Here is a 24,688-nt window from a genome sequence, read left to right as displayed (position 1 = left end):
CGTACGTCTCGTCAGACGGCATATGGCCGGCTGCGCGCAGGGAGACTCCACATGCAATTGCTTCGGACTTTCGCACGTGCCGCCGGCACGGCCGCCATCCTTCTGTCCACGACCGCCCTCGTCCAGGCGGCGGACGTTTCATTCCTCACCCATTGGGGTCCCGATACGGTCGCCAAGCTGGAGGCCGCGGCGGCGGCCTATTCCAAGGACCATCCGGACACCAAGATCACGGTTCGCGCCGTGCCGTTCGGCGATCTGCTGACCACGCTGCGCTCGTCCGGCGGCGGCTCGGACGGCGCGACCATCGCCGGCATCTACGATGCGTGGCTGCCGGATCTGGCCAAGGACAAGCTCGTGGCGCCGGTGCCCGACGCGATCGCGGCCGACACCAAGGCGAACTGGCCGGCGGGCGTCGTCGGCGCGGCCTCGATCGGCGGCACGCTCTACGGCATCCCCAACGAGATCGACGTCTACGCCCTCAATTACAACAAGAAGCTGTTCGCCGCCGCCGGCATCGCCGATGCGCCCAAGACCTGGGACGAACTCCTGGCCGATGCGCAGAAGCTGACCGACAAGAGCAAGGGCCAGCAGGGCTTCGGCATGATCAATTCGTGGGCGGCGGGCGTGCTCCACCCATTCGCCTCGCTGCTCGTCTCGAACGGCGGCGACCTGGTGGTCGACGGCAAGCCGACGCTCGACAGCAAGCAGGCGACGGAGACCTTCGAGCTCTACGAGAAGCTGATCAAATCGGGCTATTCCGACCCGCAGATGGCCACCGCGGACGCCAACACCACGGGCCCGTTCCTCGACAATTTCGTGTCGGGCAAGACCGGCATGATCATCATGGCGAACTGGTGGGAATCGGCGCTGAAGGCCGGCATGGGCGACAATTTCGCCGATGTCGCGACTGCGCCGATCCCGGTCGGTCCGTCGGGCGACAAAGCGCGCTCGATCTCGTATTCCTGGATGACCGTGGTCAACGCCAAGGCCTCAGCCGACGAGCAGAAGGCGGCGTGGGATTTCCTGAGCTGGCTCAACGGGCCGACTTCCGGTCCGAACGGCGCCTCGGCGATGGGTGACATCCTGATGTCGATGGGCATCCTGCCGTCGCGCACCTCGGACGGCGCCGCGTTCAAGGACAAGCTCGACAGCGACGCCTTCCTCAAGGGCTATACCGAGACGCTCGCCAATGCGAAGGGCTTCCCGGTGGTGCTGGGCGGACAGGAATTCTCGGAATCGCTGCAAAAGACGCTCGAGGCCATGCAGTTCGGCCAGCTCTCGGCCGCCGATGCGCAAAAGACCGCGCAGTCGGACGCGACCGAAATCCTGACGCGCGCCGCGCAATAAACCTCCCGCGGGGCGGGGGCTTCGGCTCCCGTCCCGATCCCTGGTGGAACAAGCTCCCGTGATGCAGCGCAGACAAACCCAATCGGCGGTCGCCATGCTGGCGCCAGCGACGGGATTGCTCGCCGTGTTCATTTTCGTGCCGATGCTGCTGACGCTCTGGCTGTCGCTCCAATCCTGGTCGACGCAGACCGGCTTCGACACCGCGCGCTTCATCGGCGTGCAGAATTTCATCGACATCTTCTCCAATTCCTCGATCGGGCGCGACTTCAAGGCGGCGCTGGTCAACACGCTGATCTACACCGTGCTGTCGGTGGTCCTGATCCTGCCGCTGTCGGTGGCGTTCGGCCTGTTGGTGCACCAGAAGCTCGCGCCCGGCGGCATCGTGCTCCGCACCATCCTGTTTTCGACCTATATGGTGCCGATGATCGCGGTGGCGCTGGTGTTTTCCAAGCTCTATTCGCCGACCGAAGGGCCGATCAACCAGGTGCTCGGCTGGATCGGCATTCCAGCACAGACCTGGCTCAGCGCGCCGCAGACGGCGCTCGGCTCGATCGTACTGCTCAACGTCTGGCAGCAGGTCGGCTATTTCACCGTGCTGGCGGTCGCCGGGCTGACGCAGATCCCGGATTCGCTCTACGAGGCGGCGCGGATCGACGGCGCCAATCCAGTGCAGCGCTTCTGGTCGATCACCCTGCCGCTGCTGGGCAACACGCTGCTGTTTTCGGCGGTGATCGCCATCATCAATTCGGTGCAGGTGTTCGAGCCCGTGGCCCTGATCACCCAGGGCGGGCCGGTCAATGCGACGAACGTGCTGACCTACCACATCCGCCGTGTCGGCATCGAACGCGCGCAGGGCGGACTCGGCTCGGCCATGGCGGTGACGCTGATGCTGGTGCTGATCGTCTCGATCACGGCGCTCTTTGCCTTCGCCCGGGCCCGGGAGGCGCGCCGCGCATGACCGCGCTCGCCGACAGCCGCCCGCTGGAACGCCCGCACCGGCCGCTGACGCCGGCGGCGGCGCTGCTGACGCTGCTGATCATCGCCATCGCGGTGGTGGCGGCATTCCCGCTGGCCTGGATGGTGCTCACCAGCCTCAAGACGCCGCAGGAGACCATGCAGGTGCCGCCGGTCTGGCTGCCCGCCAGCCCGAATTTCGACGCCTATGTGAAGGTGGCGGACGTGGTGAGCATCGGGCGTTCGTTCTTCAACTCGGCCGTCATCGCGCTGGTGACCACCGCGGCCATCCTCGTCACCAGCCTGATGGCCGGCTATGCCTTCGCCAAGTACCAGTTCCGCCACCGCGAGCTGCTGTTCGCGCTGCTGATCTCGACGATGTTCCTGCCGCCGATCGTGACGCTGATCCCGCTTTACCGCATCGTCGGCTATCTCGGCCTTACCGGGTCGCTGGCCGGCGTCATCGTGCCGAACCTCGCCAACGCCTTCGGCATCTTCCTGATGCGGCAATTCATCAAGGGGGTGCCCGACGAGCTGATCGAGGCGGCGCGCGTCGACGGCGCCTCCGAGTTCCACGTGCTGTTCGGCATCGTCGCTCCCGCGGTGCTGCCGGCCATCGCCGCCCTCACGCTGTTCGCCTTCGTCTACCATTGGAACAGCTACCTCTGGCCGCTCACGGTGCTGCAGGGCAATGCCGAGCAGTACCCCATCGTCATCTCGCTTTCGCGCCTGCTCAGCTACAACCGCGGCGCCATGAACACCGGGCTGGTGATGGCTGGAGCGACGCTGGCGGTGCTGCCGCCGGTGGTGCTGTTCGTGATCCTGCAGCGCTTCTTCGTCGACTCCGTCATCGCGTCGGGGGTCAAGGGATGAGCGACGCCAAGGTCCTCGCCGTCGATCTGGGCGGCACCCGCTTCCGCGCCGGCGTGGCGCCGCTCGACGATCCGGTCGCGGTGGAGGCGATCGGCGAGTGGCCGGCACCGGGCGACCGCGACAGCTTCATGGCGCTGCTCGGCGGGCAGCTCGCGAAGTCGGGCGCCACGCATCTGGGCCTCGGCGTGCCGGGGCTGGCCCGCGGCGCCGTCTGCACCTGGATTCCCAATCTGCCCTATCTCGACGGGCTCGATCTGGCCGCGGCCTTTCCCGGCGTTTCGGTGGCGCTCGGCAATGACGCGCAGTTCGCGCTGGTGGCCGAGGCCGCGGCGGGCGCTGCGGCGGATCGCGACGACGCCCTGCTGCTCGCCATCGGCACCGGCATCGGCTCGGCGGTGCTGGCCGGCGGGCAGATCGTCACCGGCAGCGCCGGCGGCGCCTGCTCCTTCGGCTGGGCCGTGGCGGACCAGGCCGACGGCGGCGACGAGGTGAACGGCTGGCTCGAACGGCAGGCGTCCGGGCGCGCGCTCGACGCGATCGCGGCCGGCATCGGACTTGCCGACGGCACCGCGCTGGTAAAGGCGGCGCGGGCCGGGGACACACGGGCACGCGCGGCGCTCGAGGCGCCGATGCACGCCCTCGGCACGGCGCTCGCCGGCGCAGTGGCACTGCTCGATCCGAGCGTCGTCATCCTGGCCGGCGGTGTCGCCGGGTCGCTCGACGTGCTGTCGCCGACGATCCTTGCGGCGCTGCGCCGGCAGTTGCCGAAACATTTGCGCGGCATCGACCTCCGGGCCGGCCGGTTCGGCGCGCGGGCCGGGCTGGTGGGCGCCGCCTTTGCCGGATCGCGCGGACCACAATGGAGGCGGCAGCATGGCTGAACTGAACGGGCTGCAGAAGCCGGACCGGCGCCGACCCGAGCCGCTGTGGCATCAGGCGGAGATGGCGTTGCGCGGCCTGATCGAAGCCGGCGAATGGAGCGCCGGCGCGCAGCTCCCCAACGAGGACCGGCTGGGCGAGATGCTGGGCATCTCGCGCATCACGCTGCGGCATGCGCTGCGCAATCTCGAGGAGGCGGGGCTGCTCCGCCGCGAGCATGGCCGCGGCACCTTCGTGCGGTCCGCCACCGTCATTGCCGGCGTGCACGGGCTCACCAGCTTCACCGAAGAGATGCGGGCGCTGGCGCTGGCCGCCACCTCCCGCCTGATCGAGGCCGACCGGGTCGCGGCGACGATCGAAATGGCCGACGCGCTCGAAATCGGCGTGGGCGACCCGGTGGTGCGGCTCAAGCGGCTGCGGCTGGGCAATGGCCTGCCGATCGGCATCCAGACCAGCCATCTGCCGGAGGCGCGTGTACCGGGCCTTTTGGCCGACGCCGGCAACGTGCAGTCGCTCTATGGCTGGCTGGACGAGCATTGCGGCATCAAGCCGGCCAAGGCCAAGGAAGTCTATCGCGTCGGTCGTGTCGCCGGGATCGATTCCGAGCTGATCCAGCTCGCTGCCGACACGCCGGCCTTCGAGGTCGAGCGCATCGCCTACGACGCCAGGGGGCCGTTCGAATATGCGGTCTCCACCATGCGCGCGGACCGCTACGAAATCCGCTCCATCCTTTACGTCTAACCCCTCAGTTGAAAGGCTTGTCCATGTCCACCCTCTACATCAGCCGGCTGTTGAAGATCGCCGAGACCGCGGCGGCGGCCAATGCGGAGGCCTTCGACAAGGCGTCGTCCGCCATTGCCGAAACGCTCGCCAACAAGGGCCTGGTGCATCTCTATGGCTCGGGCCATTCGGTGCTGCCGGTGCAGGAAACGTATCCACGCTACGGCTCGTATGTCGGCTTCAATCCGCTGACCGACCCCCGCGTGATGTGGCACAACATCCTGGGCGCCGGCGGCGTGCGTGAATTGCTGTGGCTCGAACGCACCGAGAACTACGCCGAGAAATTCCTCGACCACCAGCCGCTGAATGCCGGCGACACGATCGTGATCTTCGGCCATTCCGGCAGCAATGCGTCGGGCATCGACACGGCGCTCTACGCCAAGAAGCGCGGCCTCACGGTGGTCGCGATCACCGCCGTGTCCAACGCCTCCAAGCCTGCCACGCACAGCTCGGGCAAGCGCCTGCCGCATGCCGCCGACATCGTCATCGACACCGGTGCCCCGGTGGAGGATGCGATCGTGCCGATCAAGGGCTGGTCCCGGCCCGTCGCCGGCTCGTCCACGGTGCTCGCCATGATGATGATGCACGAGGTGCTGGCCGAGAGCGCACAGAAGCTCGCCGACCGCGGCATCGAGCTGCCGGTGTTCGCCTCGCCTACGATCCCGGGCGTGACGCTGCACGACACCGACATCATCTACGGCGTCTACCGCGAGCGCATGCTGGAGGCGCAGCAGAAGCATCTGCCGCAGTTCAAGAAGTCGATGGCGGCGGAAGGCTGATGCTCTATGCGGGCGGCGATGCGTGTCGCCGCCCGCATTCGCGACGGCTGGTGGAACGTGCGTCTGGTCAGGGCGCGGTTCTGAACAGCGCGTCGGCGGCCGGCATGGACGCGTCCAGCCGGGACAATATCTGAGGCGACAGCGCCTGGCCGCTCTTGTCGAACGCCAGCAGCAGCGCACCGATTGCCGGCTCCCGTCCACGCCGCATCGCCGCAGGCGCCTGGCCGATTTGCCGGAACCCCTTGTCGAGCGCCGCCTGCAACGCAGAACCGGCGTGGCGGAAGAGGCCGCCGTTGAGCACGAGCGGGGCGGCCGACAGGGTCAGGCCGACCTGCCGCGCGGCGGCCCCGGCATATTCGGCAAGGCGCAGCCCCTGCCCGTCGACGATCTCTGTGGCGGCGCCGTCGCCGGCGGCCGCGGCGTCGAGCACCGCGGGCGCCAGCCTTGCGACCTCTGCATCGGCGGGTGGAATTGTGGCGTGACCGTAGAAGCGGCGCATGATTGCTTCGACGTCCGCGCAGCCGAAATGCTGCAGCAGCACCTGGCGCAGGCGGGTCGGCGGGTCGATGCCAAGCTCCGCCCGCATCACGGCCAGCAACGCGTCCCGGGCCAATTGGGCGCCGCCCAGCGGCTCCGACCAGAAGCCGCTATGCCAGCTCGCGCCCGCCGCGTTGCGCGCGGCGGCGGCGAAGCCGGTGCCGCACGACAGCACCACGCCGACGCCGTCGTCGGTGCCCGCCCGCAACGACGCCAGCGCGTCGTTGGCAATATCGAACGCGTTATGGCCCTGCCGCGCGAGCGCCTCGCGGAGAAAGGCGAAGTCCTCGGGCCAGTCCGCGCCGGCGAGGCAGAAACAGGCGGTGCCGATGTCGGTGAGCGCGGCGCCGGCCGCGGCAAGCGCGGCGTGCACGGCGCGGTCGAGCTCTTGCAGCGCCGCTGCCTCGGAGCGTGCATTGTAGATGTCGCTGCACCCGGCGCGGCCGGTGCCGACGATGGTGCCGTCCGCTCGCGCCAGCAGTGCGATGGTCTTGGTATTTCCGCCATCGACACCGAGCAGCAGGCGCGCGCCTTCAGCCATCGGCCAGCAGCCGTTCCGGCAGATAGGCCTGCAGCGCCTTGCAGAAATCGGCGTAGACCGCCTCGGCCTTGTCGTACGACATCACCAGCGGATTGGCGGCCAGCGCGCGGATGGCATCGCGCCGCGTGCCGCTCCAGGCGGCCTCGGCGGTCAGCGCCTGATATTCGCCGAGCATCTTGACCAGCCCCACCACCTGCCGCGGCAGCCGCCCGTCGGCAATCCGGTTGACGCCGTTGCGGTCGAGCAATCCGCGCATTTCGACCACCATGTCGTCGGGGAAATCCGGCAGCGCACCTTGGTTGGGGCAGTTGACCGGCAGCACGTCGCCCCGATCGTTGAAGATCGCGTCCATGGCATCGATGGCAAGCTCCAGCTCGTGGATGCCACCGCGCGAGCGCTGCGGATCGAGGCTCGGCGCGTCGGTGGCCGCCTGCTCGACATAGTGCCGCCAATAGTCGGGAACCTTGGCCATGATGTCCTGCGCCCGCGTCGTCGGCTTCGCCCGCAGCTCGGCAACCATCTCGTCGCGCCAGTAGTAATACTGGAAATAGTCCGCGGGAATGGACTGCATCTCGACCGCCAGCTTCAGCAGCCGCAGCCGCGTCACGTTGGCCGTGGAGTCGTTGCGAAGCCGCTCATAGGCTGCCTCGAGCAGCGGCATTACGTCCTTGCCCTCGTATAGATGACGGATCGACCAGCAGCCGTGATTGAGGCCGATCATCACCGTATCGAGCTTTTCGGGATCGAGGCCGGCGAAGCGCGCGGTGGCCTCGGGAAAGTCGTACGGCCCTTCGCAGAACGACAGGAACGGCACGTCGGAATGGTGCGTCACCGCCTCGGAGATGAGGTTGATCGGGTTGGTGTAGTTGAAGACGCGCGCCCGCGGCGCCACCTGCTCGACGTCGGCGATGATGCCCTTCATGATGTGGATCGAGCGCAACGCCATGAAGAAGCCGCCCGGCCCCTGCGTCTCCTGGCCGATGAGGCCGTGCCGCAGCGAAATGCTTTCGTCGAGGTAGCGGGCTTCGAACCCGCCCGGCCGGTAGCTCGTCAGAACGGCGTCGCAATCGGTGAGGGCGGCGCGGCGGTCGCTGGTCGTGGTCACCCGGAGATCCATGTCGCGATGCCGCGCCATCTTCTCGGCGATGGTCTTGACGATGCCGAGCCGTTCCGCATCGAGGTCGACGAGCACCAGCTCGGAACCTTCGAAATTCTCGCCCTGCTCGATGAAGGACGCGACCGTGCCAGGGGCCCGGGTGCTGCCGCCGCCGATGTAGACCAGTTTGATACGCGCCATGTCGCCGATATTCCTGTGTGTGCCTGAAAGGTTGAACGTTGAGGCCTCAGCGCGGCCCCGGCTTGCGCGGCGCCGGCTGCAGCCGATAGCGGTCGCCGCGGTAGAGCGACCGCGCGAACTCGATCGGCTGGCCGCCCTCGATGAAGGTGACCTGCTCGGTGACCAGCAGCGCCGCCGGGAGCGGCAATTGCAGCAATTCGGCCTCTTCCTCGCTGGCCAGCTCGGCGCTGGCCGACGTCTGCGCGTCGACCATGCGAACCGCAAAGCGCGTGCGCAGGAGCTCGTAGAGCGAGACGTTCTCGAGCTCGATATCGAGGAGGCCGGGCACCAACGACGCCGGCAGGAAGGTGCTCTGGATCCCCATCGGCTCGTTGTCGGCAAAGCGCAGGCGCCGTAGGAACACCAGCGGCTGTCCCACCACCACGCGCAGGGTGGTGGCCAGCATCGTCGAGGCGCTGACGATCCGCCGATCGAGCAACCGGCTCGACGCCGCCATGCCGCGCAGCTTCATGTCTTCGGTGAAGCCGATCAGCGGCCCCAGTTCCGCGTCGCGCTTGGGCTCGGCGACGAACAGGCCGCTGCCCTGCCGGGCATAGATCAGGCCCTCCTGGATCAGCTCGTTGATGGCGCGCCGCACCGTCATGTGGCTCAGCCCGAAATCGCCGCCGAGGTCGCGCTGCGACGGCAGCTTCGAATGCGGCTTGTAGGCGCCGCTGGCGATGCCCGCGATGATCTCGTCCTTGAGCTTGAGGTAGGGGTGTTCCGACATGGCGGCTCGCTCAGATGCAGGTGATGACTTTGGCGATGCGCCGGAACTGTGGTGCGATCTCGAGCCGACGCGCCAGAGCCTCGATGAAGGTCTGCATCGGCACGACGTCGAGGATCGGGCTGAGCAGCTCGTCGAAGCGCCGCGGCGAGGGATGCCGCGGATCCTCGAGCCGCCCCTCGACGATCGACAGCACGGTGGTGCCATAGGAGGCGAGTTCGCTTGCGAGGGCGTCGACCGACGTGGCGGTTTTGCCTCCGGCGCCCAGCAGTACCACGGCGCAGCGCTCGTCGGCGATCTCGATCAGGCCATGGCGGAACGCCCCGATGCCGGCGGCCACGGCCGGCCGCTTCAGCCACTCGCCCATCATCATGGCGCCCTGCCGGGCAGTCGCGACGTGCGGCCCATGCCCGACGAAGAAAATGCGTTCGAACGGTCCAAGCCGGTCGCAGAGGATTTCGGAGCTCCGCTCGGCGTTGGCGAGCAGATGCTCCACCGCGGCGGCCAGGGCCGTGATCGCGGCGCGGTCGTCCGGGCGCTCGCCGTGATCCCACATCTGGCCCAGCAGCCAGAGGGCGGCGAGCGTATTGAGGTAGGTCTTGGTCGCTACCGTCGACTCGCTGCCGGCGACGATCGGCAGCACCACATCGCCGCGGCGGGCCAGCGGGCTGTCGCTGCCATTGGTGACCGCGATCAGCGGCAGCGTCGGTGGAATGAGGTCGAGCAGCGGTTCCATCTCGGCGCTGCGGCCGGATTGCGAGATGGCCACCACGCAATCCATTCCCTCGAGCAGCAGCCGGCTGAAATGCAGCAGTTCCGAGGCTTCGACGGCAATCGCCCAAATCCCCCGCGCCTGCAGCAGATGGCTGGCCCAAAGCGCCGAGTGGAAGGACGCTCCCATCCCGGTGAGCAGCACGCGCCGTGGCCGCGGCAGGCCGGCGGGGGTCCGCAGATCGGCGGCCGAATAGCGGTCGACAAGGTCTCGCAGCGCCGCCGGCTGCTGGGCAATTTCAGCTTGAAAGGCGTTCACGTCAGTGCAGTCTCACGATCATGGATATATCAGTTACAGGCAAAGCCATTGCCACGCAAGATGTCAAAAGCATCGTGCAGCGTAGTTTCGCAACGAACGACATTACACAAATAGCTGGCACACCACGGGGACGGCTGCTTAGCCCAGGTATTTCCTCGATCGTACCCTCTGCTTTGCGCGCGGCCCCGCGCTTCAGCAACGGTAGCTTTTCCCCTCGCCCTGCATATCGTGAGACCACAGATGCTTGCCAATGCCTTCATAACTGATATATCTATGTATTGACCATAGCTGTACGACAAGCTCCGCCGCGCCGCCTTGCTGCTCCGGGCCGGTGCCGACTTTCTCGGCACCAGTGGCGATCGGCCGTGCCCTCGGCCCGTCACCCGGCGGAGAACGCCGGATGGACCTCGAGCCTTACGGCGCCGCTCCGACCCGCTGCAGCACGCCGCCGGCGCGCGCCGAGGCCGCGATGGCGTCGACGACCGCCTGATTGTCGCGCCCGAAAGCGAAGTCGCAGAACCAGCGCTCCGGCTTGCGCAGCGCCAGCAGCATCGCCCGCACCTCCAGCACCTTGACGTCGAAATAGCCGATGCCGCCGCCGCCATAGTCGAAGCCGAAGAAGCCTTCTCTGAACCCGTCGACCTGCGAGCCGCACAGGATCGTCTTGAAGCCGCGGTCGTCGCCCGCGTCGCGCATGCGGAACACATGCAGCTCGTTGGCGCGCTCGTTCTCGACATAGAGCGTGCCCTCGGTGCCGCGCACCTCCCAATTGATGCCGAACACCCGGCCGGCGACCACGCGCGATGCGCCGATGCTGCCCATCGCGCCGCTGTCGAACCGCACCAGAGCCTGCACCAGATCGTCATTTTCGACCGGCTGCCGGGCAGCGGCGTCCGTGGCTTTGGCGCCGTAGCCGGCACCGCTCGCCGGCAGCGGCCGCGACGGGAAGATCGTGGCGTCGAACGCCGCCGCCGCGGTGATCGGCCCCAGCAGGTGCTGTGCGATGCTGACGACGTGGGAGCCGAGGTCGCCGAGCGCACCGCTCCCTGCCTCGCCCGCTCGTGTCCGCCATGAGGCCGGCAGGTCCGGATCGGAATAAAAGCCCTGGTCGAAGCTGCCGATGAACTGCACCGGCGTGCCGATGTCGCCGCGCCGGATCAGCGTCGCCGCCAGTTGCGTCGAGGGCGCGAACAGATTGTTGAAGGCAACGAAGGTGGGCACCCCGCGCGCTGCCGCCGCGTCCGCCATCTGCGCGGCTTCGGCGGTGCTGAGCGCCAGCGGCTTTTCGCAATAGACCGCCTTGCCGGCGGCGATCGCGGCCATCGCAATGGGAAAATGCAGATTGTTGGGGGTGGCGATATCGACCAGATCCACCTGCGGATCTGCCACCAAGGCCCGCCAGTCGTCGGAGGCCCGCGGGATCGCCATGCGGGCAGCGAACGACCGCGCCGTGTCGAGCTCCACATCGGCCACCATTTCGACCACGGCCTCGGTGGCCACTTCGGGAAAGAGCAGGCAGGCGCGGCGAAACGCATCGACATGCGTGCGCGCGATGAAGCCGGTCCCGACGATACCGATCCTGAGCGTGGTCAAAGCTGCCTCCCCATTGTCGCCGGAAACAGCTAGCGCCGGCCCCCGCTTTCCGGCAGGGTCGGCGTTGATGCAATTGCCTCAAAGGACGGCCATGCGCGCCACCACGACCCAGGTCGCTGCCCGGGCTGGCGTTAGCCGGGCGACCGTCGACCGGGTGCTCAACCGGCGCGGCGGTGTTTCGGCGGACAAGGAGCGTGCCGTGCTGCTCAGCGCCCGCGCACTCGGCCTCGACCGCAATTTGGAGCTGCCGCCGCTGCGGATGCTGCGCGTCGGCGTGCTGATGAAGCCTCCTGAAAATCCGTTCTACGAGCGCCTGGCGCAAGGATTTCGCGAGGCCAACCAGATGTTCGCCGACCAGGCGATCCGCTCGTACGTCACTCATATCGACGTTCTCGCTCCGGCCGCCCTGCCGCGGCAGCTGCAGAGACTGTCCGCCGGCTACGATGCGCTGGTGATCGTCGCCCCGGCGTGGACGCCGCTGCTTGGCGAACTCGGCCCGATTGCGACCCATTTGCCCGTGGTGACCCTTGCAACCGACCTGCCGCTCACTGCGCCGCATCACTATGTCGGGCCGAGCAATCACCAGGCCGGCCGGCTGGCGGCCGAGCTGATGGGCCGCATGCTCGGCAGGAGCGGCGGCCGCATTCTGCTGGTCGCGGGGCTGCCTCAATTCAGCGGCCATGCCGAACGGAGCGCGGGCTTCAAGGCGGTGCTGCGCCGCGACTTTCCTGCCTGCAGCATCGCCGCCGAAGTCGATGGGCATGACGACGAGACACGGACCGGCGATGCGGTCGCCGCCGCGCTGCGAAACGATCCGGCGATACGCGGCATCTACAACATCTCGCAGGGCAATGACGGCATCGCCGACCGCGTGGAGCAGCATCGGCGCACCGGCGAGGTGGTGTTCATCGGTCACGATCTGACCCCGACCACGCGGCGGCTGCTGCTGGCGCGCCGCATCGACGCCATCATCGACCAGGATCCGCTGCTCGAGGCCCGGCGGGCCATGGAACTGGTGCTGAGCTGCTACGGCCGGTGGTCCGGTCCGCCCATCGACGGGCGCACGCCCCTGCGGGCGATCTTTCGCGAAAGCCTCGACGACCTGCCGGCGAGTGAAGAGTGAGACGGCAGGCCGCTCGCACGGGCTAAAGCGAGGCGGTGATGCCGCCGTCGACGAACAGGGCGGAGGCCGGTCGCACCCCATCGACGACAGACATGACTCGGCCGGCGCTTCGCGCGACACTGGCCGATAGGAGAAACAACATGAGTATCGAGATCACGCTTCTGGTTCTCCTGGCCGCCGCGTTGAATGCCGGGTGGAATGCCGTCATCAAGGTGAGCGGCGACCGCATCGCGTCGATGGCGGTGGTCACGGCGTTCGGCAGTCTCGTGTCGCTGCTGGCGTTGCCGCTCGTGGGCCTGCCCGATCCGGCGAGCTGGCCCCTGCTGGCCCTGGCGATCCTGATCCACACCGCCTATCACTTCGCGCTGCCGGCGGCCTACAATCATGGCGATCTCGGGCAGGTCTATCCGATCGCGCGCGGATCGGCGCCGCTGCTGGTCACGTTGGGCGCTTTCGTCTTTGCCGGCGAAACGCTCGGCACGATCCCGCTGTTCGGCATCGTCTTCCTCGCGGCCGGCGTCATGGCACTGGCGTTCGATCGGGGGACGGGTGTGACACGCAATCCGCGCGCCGTGCTGCTGGCGCTCGGGACCGGCGTGTTCATCGCGTCCTACACTTTGGTCGATGGCATGGGCGGGCGACATGCCGGCTCGGCCATCAGCTTTGCGGTGTGCCTGACGATCGGCGACGGGCTGTTGACGCTCCTGGTCGCGCTGATCTGGAAAGCCGGGGCGATCGGCCAGGTCGTCAGACGCAATCCGATGCCGGCGATGCTCGCCGGCGCAATGCAGGTCGGCTCCTACTGGATCATCATCGTGGCGATGGCGTTCGCTCCGCTCGGCATGGTCTCGGCGCTGCGCGAAACGAGCGTGCTGTTCGCAGCGCTGATTTCCACCTTCATCCTGAAGGAGGGCTTCGGCGTCTGGCGTTTCGTGTCAGCCGGCCTGATTGCCTGCGGCATCGGGCTGACCCGCTACAGGCCGTAGCCACGATGCGATCCGACGAAATGATCGGCGCCGCCGCGGCAGGTATCTCCTCGGGCGCCGGCGTTGTGGCTGACGCCGGCGCCCGGCTCTCATCCGCCGCCCAATGAGACGACGATGTTGACCGCGGCCGCCACCGCCACGGTGTTGAAGAGATAGCTGAACAGGCTGTGACCCGTCACGATGCGGCGCATCTTGTTGTCCGTCACGCTGGTGTCCGATGTCTGGGCCGTCATCGCGATGACCAGCGAGAAGTAGATGAACGCCATTCCATCGGGAGCCTCGTCACCGGGGAAATCGAGGCCGCCGCGCTGCTTCTGCTTGCTCCGGCCAGTCTCGGGCTTGTCGTAATATTCCCACGCATAGTGCATGCCCCACATGGTCTGCAGCATCAGCCAGGCAAGAATGACCGAGGCCGCGCCGAGGGCGAGGCGCACCGGATTGGGCGAGCTGTCGTTGACCGCGATGAACAGCGCCGCGGTGACATAGACCACCATGCCCAGCGTCAGCAGAAACACGATCCACGGTGGCGCGTCTTCATCGGCAGCATGCTGCCTGAGGTAGTCCGGCGTGAGCTTGGGCATGTCGCGCGCCGTGAGCAGAAGATAGGTCAATGAGAACACCGACGCCGCAACGACCGGAAAGAGGTCGGGCGTGACCGGCAGCGTGACGATCGCCGCGGCAACGCCGGCGGCGGTCGCAAGGTAGAAATTCCAATGCCGGCTGCGGAGTTTGGGTAGCGCCATCGGCTCAAGAAGTGTGGTCTCGGTAGGGAGCAGTCTCATCGCCTAAATCTTTTCGGCGGCATCGCGTTCCCGGGGGGATTCCGCAACCTTCGGCCATGCCCGAGGTTGATCGTCGATCCAGAGGAGATCGACGCGTGACCAACACCGGCCTTCACGACCCCCGCCACCTTTACCCGCACCCGCCCTTTGCCAAGCAGCCGCAAGCGGCGCCGGGGCTCGATGCGAAAATGACGCCAGGGGCCGACCATGGCGAAGACAGCTACAAGGGGCACGGTCGACTGCAGGGACGCCGCGCCTTGGTCACCGGCGGCGATTCCGGCATCGGCCGCGCCGCGGCCATCGCCTTTGCGCGCGAGGGCGCGGACGTGGCGATCGCCTACCTGCCGGCCGAAGAAAAGGATGCGCAGGAAGTGATCGAGCTGATCGAAGCCGAGGGCCGAACGGCGGTGGCGCTGCCGGGCGACATCACCGACGAAGCCTGGTGCGGCGAGCTGGTCGAACGGGCCGCCAAAGGTCTGGGCGGCCTCGACATCCTCGTCATCAATGCCGGCCACCAGCAGACGCGCGAGTCGATCGACAAGGTGAGCACGGCCGATTTCGACGAGACGATGAAGACCAACCTCTACGCGATGCACTGGATCGCCCAGGCGGCGGTGCCACATCTGCCGGCCGGAGCCGCGATCATCACCACGGCCTCCATCCAGGCCTATGAGCCGTCGGCGGCGCTTCTCGACTACGCCACCACCAAGGCCGGCATCGTGGCCTACACCAAGGCGCTGGCGAAGCAGCTCATCGAGAAGGGCATCCGGGTCAACGCGGTGGCCCCCGGTCCGATCTGGACGCCGCTGCAGCCGAGCGGCGGGCAGACGCAGCAAAAGGTGCAGAAATTCGGCGAAGAGAGCCTGTTCGGCCGGCCCGGCCAACCCGTCGAGCTCGCCGCCGTCTATGTGCTGCTGGCCTCGCAGGAGGCCAGCTACATCACCGGCGAAGTCTACGGCGTCACCGGCGGCCGAGGCGTGGCCTGAGCCTGGGCTTGCCGCCCATTCGACGATCGGGCCGCGATACATCACCGCTGCGTCGTCGCACAGACATGCACCACCTCCACTCGCTCGCGGCAAATGCCGCCGGGCGTGAAACCGGCGCCAGATTGGAGCCAATTTGGAGCAAGACTGCCGACACAGCAAAGCTTTGACAGATCGAGCGAAATTTCGCCAGCTTGAGCCCTTCGCTGGTCTTCGGGAGGTGGCGGCATCGTGTATCGCATTGGCATCGACATCGGGGGCACCTTCACGGATTGCGTGCTGGTCGACGAGGCGAGCGGCTCCGCGCTCCTGCACAAGCTGCTCACCACGCCCGAAGATCCTTCCGATGCCGTGCTCGACGGCGTTGCGGCGCTTCTCGCGATGGGCGGCGTCGGCATCGGTGATGTTTCGACGCTGGTGCACGGCACCACCCTGGTCACCAATGCCCTGATCGAGCGCCGGGGCGTACGCGCCGGGATGCTGGTGACGGCGGGCATGCGCGATATCCTCGATATCGGCCGCGAGCGCCGCTACGATCTGTTCGATTTGCGGCTCGCCTATCCCGAGCCGGTCATTCCCCGCCGCCTGCGCCGCGAGCTCGACGAGCGCATTTCGTCCGACGGCGCCGTGACCTGTCCGCTTGCGCCCGAGGCGGTGCGCGACGCCGCTCGCGCCCTGGTTGAGGACGAGGCGGTTGAGGCCATCGCCATCTGCTTTCTCAACAGCTATCGCAACCCGGTGCATGAGCAGCAGGCGGCCGGCATCATCGCCGAAGCCTTTCCCGGCCTGCCGATCTCCACCTCCGCCGAGGTCTTTCCTTATTCGCGCGAATACGAGCGTTGGACCACGGCGGCGATGAACGCCTATGTGCAGCCGCTGTTCGACCGCTACGTGGCCCGCATCGAGGAGCGCCTGACGGCCATCGGCTTCGGCGGCCGCTTGCACATCATGACCTCGAGCGGCGGCATGGTGACGCCGGCGACGGCGCGGCGCTTTCCCATCCGCATCCTCGAATCCGGCCCCGCCGCCGGCGCCCTGATGTCGGCCTATCACGGGCGCGTCGGCGGCATCGACAATCTGCTGTCGTTCGACATGGGCGGCACCACGGCCAAGGGCGCGCTGGTGCGGGCCGGCCAGCCGCTGCGCAAATACGAGCTCGAAGTTGTGCGCGTGCACCAGTTCAAGGCCGGCAGCGGCCTGCCGGCCAAGGCGCCGGTGATCGACATGATCGAGATCGGTGCCGGCGGCGGCTCGCTCGCCAGCATCGATCAGCGCGGCGTCATCGCCGTCGGTCCACGCGGCGCCGGGGCACGTCCCGGTCCCGCCTGCTACGGCCGCGGCGGCACCCTGCCGACCCTGACCGACGCCAATCTCGTCCTCGGCTACTACGATGCCGAGACCTTCCTCGGCGGTAGCATGCGGCTCGACCTCGACGCTGCCCGCCGCGCCATCGCCGACCATATCGGCACGCCGCTCGGGCTCGACGTCGTGCGCGCCGCCTGGGGCATCCACGAGGCAGTGAACGAGAATGTCGCCAGCGCCTTCCGCATCCACGCCTCGGAGCGCGCCTTCGACTACCGCCAGTCCAGCATGGTCGCCTTCGGCGGCAGCGGCCCGGCGCATGCGGCGCGCATCGCCGCCAAGCTCAACGTACCGCGCATCGTGCTGCCGCCCGGCGCCGGGGTGATGTCGGCGCTCGGCCTGCTGCGCAGTCCCTTCGCGTTCGAGACCGCGCGCTCGCAGCGCACCGCGCTCGCCGGGCTCGATACCGCGACCTATGCCGAGACCTTCGCCGAAATGGAGCGCCAAATGCGCGCGGTGCTCGACGAGGCGGGCATCGCCGCCGAGAGCGTGACCATCCGCCGCCGCCTCGACATGCGCTATGCGGGGCAAGGCTACGAGGTCGAAGTCGAAGCCGAGGCGACGCCCGACGGTCTCGCCGAGCGCTTCTACGCCGCCTATCGCGCCGTCTTCTCCGCCATCGTGCTCGACGAGCCGCTCGAGATCGTCAACTGGAAGCTCGAGGCCAGCGGCCCCGAGCCGATGCGGGACCGCCCCTTCCGCCTCGACCGCCCCGGGGCCACGAGCGCCGCACCTATTGGCGAGCGGCTGGCCTACTTCCCCGCGACGGGTCTCGCTGCCGTACCGGTCTACGACCGCTACCGCCTCGCAGTCGGCACCGCCGTCGCCGGCCCCGCCATCGTCGAGGAGCGCGAATCGACCACCGTGCTCGGTCCCGGCAACAGCGCCCATATCGACCCGCACCTCAACCTCGTCATCGACATCGGCAAAGGAGAACCCGCGCCATGAGCGGCTACGATCCCGTCAGTCTCGGCATCATCTGGGACCGGCTCATCGCCATTACCGACGAGACGCTGGGCAGCCTCGTGCGCACCTCGTTCTCCACCAATGTGCGCGAAAGCTACGATCTCTCCTGCATGCTGTTCGACAGCCGCCTGCGCTCCATCGCGCAGGGCACCTACAGCGTGCCGTCCTTCACCGGCACCGCCCCGGAGACCGTGCGCATGATGCTCGACAGGCATCCGCCGGAGACCCTGGTCGAGGGCGACGTGCTCGCCACCAACGATCCGTGGATCGGCACCGGCCACCTCTACGACATCAACGTGCTGCGCCCGATCTTTCATCGCAGCCGCATCGTCGCTTATTCGCTCAGCATCACCCATCTGCCCGACATCGGGGGCCTGGGCTTTTCCGCCACGGCCCGCCAGGTCTACGAGGAGGGGCTGCGCCTGCCGGTGGTGAAGCTGGTCGAGGCTGGCCGGCCCAACCGCCTGCTGTTCGACATCATCGCCACCAATGTGCGGGTGCCCGAGCAGACGCTGGGCGACATCCATGCCAACATCGCCTGCAACGAAGTGGCGGCGCGCCTCTTGGTCGAGTTCCTCGACGAGTATGGCCTCGCCGACATCGACGACGTCGCCGATGCCATCGTCGCCAAGTCCGAGCAGGCGCTGCGCGCCGCCATCGCCGACATGCCCGACGGCAGCTACAGCCACGCCATCGAGGTCGAAGGCGGCGCCGAGAGCCTGCGCCTCGCCGTGCGGCTCAACGTGCGCGGCGATGCCATCCATGCCGACTTCACCGGCACCAGCCCGGTGCTCGACATGGGCATCAACGTGCCGATCAATTATGCGCGCGCCTTCACCGTCTATGCGGTCAAATGCGTCACCACGCCGGCCATTCCCAACAATATCGGCGCCGTCACGCCGATCACGGTCAGCGCGCCGGACAACTGCATCCTCAATGCCCGGCCGCCCTACCCCACCGGCGGCCGCCACGTCATCGGCCATTTCGTCAATCCGCTGGTGATGGGGGCTCTGGCTCAGATCGTGCCCGAGCGCGTGCAGGCAGAATCGGGCATGATGAGCCTCGTCAATATCCAGGGGCGGCATCGCGACGGGCGCGGCGTCTCCTCCATCTACTTCTCGTCGGGAGGGTTCGGAGCGTTGCACGGCATCGACGGGCTGCCCACCATGCCCAGCCCCTCCAACATGACCGGCACGCCGGTCGAAGTGTGGGAGGACGTCACCGGCATGACCGTGCGGCGCAAGGCGCTCAGGCCGGATTCCGGCGGGCCGGGCGAGTTCCGCGGCGGCCTCGGCCAGGAGATCGAGCTGGTCAACGACACCGGCAACGAGCTCACCGTATCCTGCCTCGCCGGCCGCACGCAATTTGCCGCGCAGGGTCTCGCCGGCGGCGCTGCCGGAGCACTGCGCAGCTGTCTCGTGAACGGCGTTCCGGTGCATCCCAAGGGCCGCTATTTCCTCAAGCCCGGCGACGTGCTCACCCTGGTCGAGCCGGGGGGCGGTGGCTTCGGTCCCGCGGCCCGGCGGTCGCGCGCGCGCATCGAGGAGGATCTGCGCGAAGGGTTCGTCACGCCCGAAGCGGCGCGGCGCGACTATGCCTATGCCGGATGATCCAGCCATGAGCCTCGACCTGCGCAGCGATTTCCTCGGCCCGCCGACCGCGGCGATGGTCGAGGCGATGGCCGCCGCCGCGATGGCACCCGATGGCTTCGGGCCGCGCGAGGCCACGGCGCAGCGCCGGCTCGAAGCCTATGCCGCGCAGCTTCTCGGCAAGGAGGACGCGCTGTTCTTTCCCACCTGCACGGCGGCCAATCTCGCCGCGGTGCTGGCGCAGACGGCGCCGGGCGAGACCGTCGTCGCCGACGCCGAAAGCCATTGCCTGCTGTCGGAGGCAGGCGGCCTCGCCGCCGTCGGCGGCGTCATGGTGCGCAGCCTGGCCGGCGAGGCCGGCATGCTGCCGCTGGAAGAGCTGGCGGAGGCACTTGCCGTCACGCCCGACGTGCAGCGCCAGCCGGTGCGGCTCGTGCTGCTGGAGACGACGCACAACCGTTCGGGCGGCCTGCCGCTGCCGCTCGCCCATATCGAGCAGGTGGGCGAATTGGCGCGCGCCGCCGGAGCAGGCCTGCATATCGACGGCGCCCGCTTCTTCAACGCCGTGCTGGCGCTCGGCCTTGCGCCGGCAACTCTGGCGGCGCCGGCGAGTACCGTATCGCTCAGCCTCAACAAGGGGCTGTGCGCGCCCAATGGCGCGCTGCTGGTCGGCAGCGCCGACATCATCGCGCGCGCTTTGGTGATGCGGCAGCGGCTGGGGAGCGGCGTGCGGCCCGCCGGCGCGCTGGCCGCTGCCGGACTGGTGGCGCTCGAAACCATGCTGCCGCAATTGCAGCGCGACCACGACAACGCCCGCGCCCTGGTGTCGGCACTGCGCCGGCTCGACTTCGCCGCCGGCCCGCCAGCCGGCGGCACCAATATCGTGCTGGTGGAGCTGGGCCTCGATCCGCCTGCCCTGCGGCGCTTTCTCGAGGCGCTGGCAGGCGCCGGCGTGCTGGCCATCGGCTTCGGGCCGGGACGGGTGCGCCTCTGCCTGCATCGCGGCATCGAGGAGGCCGCCATTCCACAGATCGCTGCTGCCTTCGCCGCCGCGCGGACGGCGCTCGACACTCTGCCATTGGAGAACTGACGCATGTCGAAATGGGGACCGCTGCCGGCGGACCGGCAGGCCGCACAGCGCGTGGTGGTGTCGCACAATGTGATGATCCCGATGCGCGACGGCAAGCGCCTCGCGACCGACCTCTACCGGCCGGCACGCAGCGATGGCGAGCCGGCGCCCGGCCCGTTTCCGGTGATCCTCACCCGCACCTCCTACGACAAATCCAACCCGGCCATGCAGGTCGAGCCGGTTGGCAAGTTCTTCGCCGCCCACGGCTATGCCGTCGCCATCCAGGATCTGCGCGGACGCGGCGAATCCGAGGATGTGGGCAACTACCATCACGTCGCCAATCCGGCCGAGGGCGACGACGGCTACGACACCATCGAGTGGCTGTCGCGGCAGCCCTGGAGCACTGGCCGGGTGGGCATGGTCGGCACCTCGCACAGCGCCGTGTGCACCAATGCGGCGGCGCTGAAACGGCCGCCGGCGCTCGCCGCCGCGTGGATCGATTCCGCGCCGACCAGCGGCATGGACTGGCAATGCCGGCGTGGCGGCGCCATGGCCATGCAGATGTTCCCGGCGCTGTTCGTGCATGCCCATGACGCGCCCGAGATCCGCAACGATCCGGCGGCGCAGGCGCGCATCGAATGGGGCGGACGGCACATGCGCAACCAGCTCCTGTCGATGCCCTTCAAGCCCGGCCAGACGGCGCTCGCCGCCGTCCCCAATCTCGAGCGCATCCTGTTTCACTATTATTACGAGGGCGCGCACAACGAATTCTGGGCGATGGAGACGCTGGAGAACAAGACCCGCTGGGAGCAGTTCGCCGATATCCCCTGCACCATCTCCACCGGGTGGTACGACCTGTTCACCGAGGAGGCGACGCAGCAATTCGCCGAACTGGCGCGGCTGAAGCGCGCGCCCATGCGCCTCGTCGTCGGCCCGTGGAACCACACCGCCATGCGCGGCGGCGCCACCTCGGTGGGCGAGGTCGATTTCGGCCCCGCGACGGCCTGGGGCTATGCCGTCTACAATCGCGAGCGGCTGCGCTGGTTCGACCGCTGGCTCAAGGACATCGACACGGGCGTCGAGGCCGATCCGCCGGTGCGCCTGTTCGTCATGGGTGGTGGCGACGGCACGCTCGCCGCGCCCAAGGCCAATGCCGGCGTGTTCGGCGAAGGGATCGCCGTCACCGGACGGCTCAACCACGGCGGCCATTGGCGCGACGAAACGCAGTGGCCGCCGACACGCGCTGTAAAAACGCCGTTCTATCTGAGTGCCGGCAATCGCCTCTCGACCGCGACGCCGTCCGTGACCGGCAGCGCCACCTGGACGCACGATCCCGAGCATCCGGTGCCGACGCTGGGCGCGAGCGTTGCGCCCTTCCTCGAATTCCAGCCGCTGCCGCGCGGCATCTCCGCAGACTATCTCAGCACGCGCGGCCGCATGACCACGTTCGTGCATGACGGGCCGATGCACCAGCGCGAGCGCGAAGGCATGTTCGCCTGCCGCGAGCCCTACCCGCTGCTCGCCGAGCGCGCCGACGTCGTGGTCTTCGAGACTGCACCGCTGGCCGAGGCGGTGGAGGTCACGGGCGAGGTTCGCGTGCATCTGTGGGTCAGCTCGAGCGCGCTCGACACCGATTTCACCGCGCGCCTCATCGACGTCTATCCACCCAGCCCCGACGTGCCCGAGGGCTATCACATGAACATCCTCGACTCGATTCTCAGGGCCCGTTTCCGCGACGGCTTCGCCGAGGAGAAGCTGATGGTGCCGGGCACCGTCTATCCCATTACCATCTTGCTGCCGCCGACCGCCAATCTGTTCGCTCGCGGCCACCGCATCCGGCTCGACATCGCTTCGTCGAATTTTCCGCAGTTCGACGTCAATCCCAATACGGGCGAGCCTCTGGGCCGCCACACGCATGTGGTGCGTGCCCAAAACACCGTGCATTTCGGGCCCGACACGCCGTCGCACATTCTCCTGCCGGTGCTGCCGCGCGAGGCGTGACAGCTTCGGGGACGCCGCTATAATCCGCCCGCTCCGGCGGCGGGCCGGGGCGCTTGCGCAGGGCCCCGAGCAGCATGACCGATAGTGATTTTCACCCGACGCCCGACTCGGCCAGCCTCAGCGACCTTGAATTTTCCATGATCGTCGCCGTCAACGGCTTCTGGCAGTGGGTCGTGCATTGCGCCGAGGCGGCCGGGGCGCGCGGCCTCAGCGCGCTCGACATATTGGTGCTGCACGCCGTCAACCAGCGCGCGCGCAACAAGCGGCTCAGCGACATCTGCCTCGTCCTCAATGTCGAGGATTCCCACACCGTGGCCTATGCGCTGAAAAAGCTGGAAGAGCAGGGTTATGTCGCGCACCGGCAGGACGGACGCGACCGCATCTACGCCGCCTCGCCCGATGGCGACGCGTTGTGCGGCCGCTATCTCGAGGTCCGCGACGCGACACTCATCGACAGCCTCCGGCTCGACGGCACCGACTTCGCACAGCTCGACGAAACGGCGCGCAGCCTCGCCCGCATGACCCGCTATTATGCCCACGCCAGCCGCATCGCCGCCATCGCGAAGCAACGCTGAGCCGGCCGAAAGGCTCAGCGCTCGTTGCGCTGGCGCGGATCGATGATGTCGCGCAGGCCGTCGCCCATGAGGTTCAGCCCCAGCACCGCCACCGCGATGACGGCGCCCGGGAACACCGCGATCCACCACGCTTCCTGGATGTAGGACCGCCCATCGGCGATGATGTTGCCCAGCGACGCTGCCGGCGGCGGCGGCCCGACGCCGAGGAAGCTCAGGATCGCTTCGGCGATGATCGAGACGGCAAACACGAAGGTCAGTTGTACGATCAGCGGCGACAGCGCATTGGCGAGGATGTAGCGCAGGATGATGCGGGCATGCCCGGCGCCCACGGCCTGCGCTGCCTCGACATATTGCATGCCCTGCACCACGATGACGCCCGAGCGCACGACGCGCGCCGTGCGCGGCGTGAAGGTCACGGTCAGCGCGATCACCACCGTGGTGGCCGAAGGCCCGAGCGCCGCCGCCAGCGCAATGGCGAGCAGCACGCCGGGGAAGGCCATCAAGCCGTCGAGGCCGCGCATGACGATGCCGTCCAGCGGCCGCACATAGCTTGCGAGCGTGCCGAGCAGGGTGCCCAAGATGCCGGTGCAAATCACCACCAGCGCGCTGATGAGCAGCGAGACGCGCGTGCCGTAGAGCACGCGGCTCAGGATGTCGCGGCCATAGGCATCGGTGCCGAACCAGAATTGCGCCGAGGGCGGCATCAGCACGTAGCGGTAGTTGTTCTTGTTGGGATCGTAAGGGGCGATCAGCGGCGCCAGCACCGCCACCGCCACGAACAGGGCAAGGATCAGCGCGCCGACGAGGAAGGAGGGATGGCCGACGAGCCGGCGCAGCAGTTGGAGGGCGCGCCGCCGCCGTGCCCGCGCCATCTCGGCGCGCAGCGATATGGCGCTGTCGGCGGCAGCGAGGTCAGCGGTCATCGCGCACCCGCGGGTCGAGCCAGCCATAGAGGATATCCACGGCAAGATTGACGAAGACGAAGACGATGGCGGTGACCAGCAGGCCGCCCTGGATGATGGGGAAGTCGCGGCGCTGGATGGAGCCGACGATCAGCCGGCCGACGCCAGGCAGCGAGAACACCGATTCGATCACCACCGCGCCCGAGAGCAGCACGCCGGCGGTCAGCCCGACCACGGTGACGATCGGCACCAGCGCATTGCGCAGCGCGTGCTTGAAGATGATGGTGCCGCGGCGCATGCCCTTGGCGCGCGCCGTGCGCACGTAGTCCTGGTCGAGCACGTCGAGCATCGACGAGCGCGTCATGCGCGCGATGACGCCCATCTGGGTGAAGGCGAGGGTCAGCGTGGGCAGCGTCATGCAGCGCACCCAGCCGAAGAAATCGTCGGTGAACGACACGTAGCCGCCGGTCGGCAGCCAGCCCAGCGTCACGCCGAACAGGATGACGAGCACGAGGCCGAACCAGAAATCGGGGATGGAGAGGCCGATCAGCGCCGCAACCATCGCGCTCTGGTCGAGCCAGCTGTTGTGGCGTACCGCCGCGAGGATGCCGAGCAGCGTGCCCATCAGCGTTGCCAGCACCAGCCCGAGGGCGGCGAGCGGCAGCGTCACCGGCAACCGCTCGAAGACGGCGGCGACGACCGAGCGGTCGAGCAGGTAGGAATAGCCGAGATTGCCGTGCAGCAGATTGCCGTACCATTGCACGGCGCGCTCGAGCAGCGGCCGGTCGAGGCCGAATTGCTGGCGGATCTGCTCGATCTGGGCCGGCGTTGCGTCGGCGCCGCCGATCTCGGCGGAGATGTCGCCGGGCACCAGCCACATGATGAGGAAGGTCATCAGCGAGACGACGAAGAGCACGGGAATGGCGCTCAGCAGGCGCCGCGCGACAAACAGGATCACCGCAATTCCGTCCCGT

Annotated in this window: 22 protein-coding genes; 14 read left to right on the top strand and 8 right to left on the bottom strand. The window is 68.1% G+C overall.

The features are described from left to right. Positions 1 to 51: 51 nt before the first annotated feature. The 6 genes from BGO82_RS11585 (at position 52) to BGO82_RS11560 (ending at position 5,612) form a co-directional block, all read left to right on the top strand. Positions 52 to 1,347 carry a sugar ABC transporter substrate-binding protein gene (locus BGO82_RS11585; protein WP_291305754.1) on the top strand — a complete coding sequence of 432 codons (1,296 nt, stop codon included), beginning with the start codon at positions 52 to 54 and terminating at the stop codon, positions 1,345 to 1,347. A gap of 61 nt (positions 1,348 to 1,408) precedes the next feature. Then, positions 1,409 to 2,305, top strand: a complete 897-nt coding sequence (locus tag BGO82_RS11580; RefSeq protein WP_291305753.1) for a sugar ABC transporter permease — start codon at positions 1,409 to 1,411, stop codon at positions 2,303 to 2,305. Further along, complete coding sequence (locus BGO82_RS11575; RefSeq protein ID WP_291305752.1) at positions 2,302 to 3,174, top strand: carbohydrate ABC transporter permease; 873 nt, start codon at positions 2,302 to 2,304, stop codon at positions 3,172 to 3,174. Before BGO82_RS11580 ends, BGO82_RS11575 begins: the two co-directional genes overlap by 4 nt. Next, on the top strand, positions 3,171 to 4,055 hold the full coding sequence (locus BGO82_RS11570; RefSeq protein WP_291305751.1) for an ROK family protein: 885 nt from the start codon (positions 3,171 to 3,173) through the stop codon (positions 4,053 to 4,055). Before BGO82_RS11575 ends, BGO82_RS11570 begins: the two co-directional genes overlap by 4 nt. After that, complete coding sequence (locus BGO82_RS11565; RefSeq protein WP_291305750.1) at positions 4,048 to 4,794, top strand: GntR family transcriptional regulator; 747 nt, start codon at positions 4,048 to 4,050, stop codon at positions 4,792 to 4,794. Before BGO82_RS11570 ends, BGO82_RS11565 begins: the two co-directional genes overlap by 8 nt. A 23-nt stretch (positions 4,795 to 4,817) precedes the next feature. Beyond that, entirely contained in the window at positions 4,818 to 5,612 is a 795-nt protein-coding gene (locus BGO82_RS11560; RefSeq protein WP_291305749.1) for a sugar isomerase domain-containing protein, read from the top strand. Positions 5,613 to 5,679: 67 nt separating this feature from the next. Here BGO82_RS11560 and BGO82_RS11555 read toward each other — a convergent pair whose 3' ends face one another. From BGO82_RS11555 to BGO82_RS11535, 5 genes are all read right to left on the bottom strand, one after another. Then, on the bottom strand, positions 5,680 to 6,690 hold the full coding sequence (locus BGO82_RS11555) for a BadF/BadG/BcrA/BcrD ATPase family protein (protein WP_291305748.1): 1,011 nt from the start codon (positions 6,688 to 6,690) through the stop codon (positions 5,680 to 5,682). Then, positions 6,683 to 7,987 carry a hypothetical protein gene (locus BGO82_RS11550; protein ID WP_291305747.1) on the bottom strand — a complete coding sequence of 435 codons (1,305 nt, stop codon included), beginning with the start codon at positions 7,985 to 7,987 and terminating at the stop codon, positions 6,683 to 6,685. Before BGO82_RS11550 ends, BGO82_RS11555 begins: the two co-directional genes overlap by 8 nt. A 46-nt stretch (positions 7,988 to 8,033) precedes the next feature. Then, positions 8,034 to 8,756 carry a GntR family transcriptional regulator gene (locus BGO82_RS11545; protein ID WP_291305746.1) on the bottom strand — a complete coding sequence of 241 codons (723 nt, stop codon included), beginning with the start codon at positions 8,754 to 8,756 and terminating at the stop codon, positions 8,034 to 8,036. Positions 8,757 to 8,766: 10 nt separating this feature from the next. Beyond that, entirely contained in the window at positions 8,767 to 9,783 is a 1,017-nt protein-coding gene (locus BGO82_RS11540) for an SIS domain-containing protein (protein ID WP_291305745.1), read from the bottom strand. A 414-nt stretch (positions 9,784 to 10,197) separates the two neighbouring features. Beyond that, positions 10,198 to 11,376 (bottom strand): Gfo/Idh/MocA family oxidoreductase, encoded by a 1,179-nt coding sequence (locus BGO82_RS11535; protein ID WP_291305744.1) that lies wholly within the window; start codon positions 11,374 to 11,376, stop codon positions 10,198 to 10,200. Between the two features lie 91 nt (positions 11,377 to 11,467). Between BGO82_RS11535 and BGO82_RS11530 the strand changes: the two genes are divergently transcribed. Then, complete coding sequence (locus BGO82_RS11530) at positions 11,468 to 12,499, top strand: LacI family DNA-binding transcriptional regulator (RefSeq protein WP_291305743.1); 1,032 nt, start codon at positions 11,468 to 11,470, stop codon at positions 12,497 to 12,499. Positions 12,500 to 12,639: 140 nt separating this feature from the next. After that, positions 12,640 to 13,485: an EamA family transporter gene (locus tag BGO82_RS11525; RefSeq protein ID WP_291305742.1), complete on the top strand. Its 846-nt coding sequence runs from the start codon at positions 12,640 to 12,642 to the stop codon at positions 13,483 to 13,485. An 89-nt stretch (positions 13,486 to 13,574) separates the two neighbouring features. Here BGO82_RS11525 and BGO82_RS11520 read toward each other — a convergent pair whose 3' ends face one another. Then, entirely contained in the window at positions 13,575 to 14,267 is a 693-nt protein-coding gene (locus BGO82_RS11520; RefSeq protein WP_291305741.1) for a DUF1345 domain-containing protein, read from the bottom strand. 95 nt (positions 14,268 to 14,362) lie between these two features. Here BGO82_RS11520 and BGO82_RS11515 point away from each other — a divergent pair, with 95 nt between their 5' ends. The 6 genes from BGO82_RS11515 (at position 14,363) to BGO82_RS11490 (ending at position 22,812) form a co-directional block, all read left to right on the top strand. Next, entirely contained in the window at positions 14,363 to 15,253 is an 891-nt protein-coding gene (locus BGO82_RS11515) for an SDR family oxidoreductase (protein ID WP_291305740.1), read from the top strand. 228 nt (positions 15,254 to 15,481) lie between these two features. Beyond that, positions 15,482 to 17,560 carry a hydantoinase/oxoprolinase family protein gene (locus tag BGO82_RS11510; protein ID WP_291305739.1) on the top strand — a complete coding sequence of 693 codons (2,079 nt, stop codon included), beginning with the start codon at positions 15,482 to 15,484 and terminating at the stop codon, positions 17,558 to 17,560. Next, positions 17,557 to 19,188 (top strand): hydantoinase B/oxoprolinase family protein, encoded by a 1,632-nt coding sequence (locus BGO82_RS11505; RefSeq protein WP_291305738.1) that lies wholly within the window; start codon positions 17,557 to 17,559, stop codon positions 19,186 to 19,188. Before BGO82_RS11510 ends, BGO82_RS11505 begins: the two co-directional genes overlap by 4 nt. A 7-nt stretch (positions 19,189 to 19,195) precedes the next feature. Next, positions 19,196 to 20,257: a GntG family PLP-dependent aldolase gene (locus tag BGO82_RS11500; RefSeq protein WP_291305737.1), complete on the top strand. Its 1,062-nt coding sequence runs from the start codon at positions 19,196 to 19,198 to the stop codon at positions 20,255 to 20,257. Between the two features lie 3 nt (positions 20,258 to 20,260). Next, positions 20,261 to 22,237, top strand: a complete 1,977-nt coding sequence (locus tag BGO82_RS11495) for a CocE/NonD family hydrolase (RefSeq protein WP_291305736.1) — start codon at positions 20,261 to 20,263, stop codon at positions 22,235 to 22,237. Between the two features lie 74 nt (positions 22,238 to 22,311). Further along, a complete protein-coding gene (locus BGO82_RS11490; protein ID WP_291305735.1) occupies positions 22,312 to 22,812 on the top strand; it encodes a winged helix DNA-binding protein in 501 nt (166 codons plus the stop codon). A gap of 14 nt (positions 22,813 to 22,826) precedes the next feature. Here BGO82_RS11490 and BGO82_RS11485 read toward each other — a convergent pair whose 3' ends face one another. Beyond that, positions 22,827 to 23,735: an ABC transporter permease gene (locus tag BGO82_RS11485; RefSeq protein ID WP_291305734.1), complete on the bottom strand. Its 909-nt coding sequence runs from the start codon at positions 23,733 to 23,735 to the stop codon at positions 22,827 to 22,829. Further along, the gene (locus BGO82_RS11480) at positions 23,725 to 24,672 is read right to left on the bottom strand and encodes an ABC transporter permease (RefSeq protein WP_291305733.1); all 948 of its coding nucleotides are present in this window, start codon (positions 24,670 to 24,672) and stop codon (positions 23,725 to 23,727) included. Before BGO82_RS11480 ends, BGO82_RS11485 begins: the two co-directional genes overlap by 11 nt. Between the last annotated feature and the right edge of the window lie 16 nt (positions 24,673 to 24,688).

It is taken from the genome of Devosia sp. 67-54, from assembly GCF_001899075.1.
Lineage (GTDB): Bacteria > Pseudomonadota > Alphaproteobacteria > Rhizobiales > Devosiaceae > Devosia_A.
Note: the sequence above shows the minus strand (reverse complement) of the source record. Positions and strands in the feature narration are given on the sequence as shown.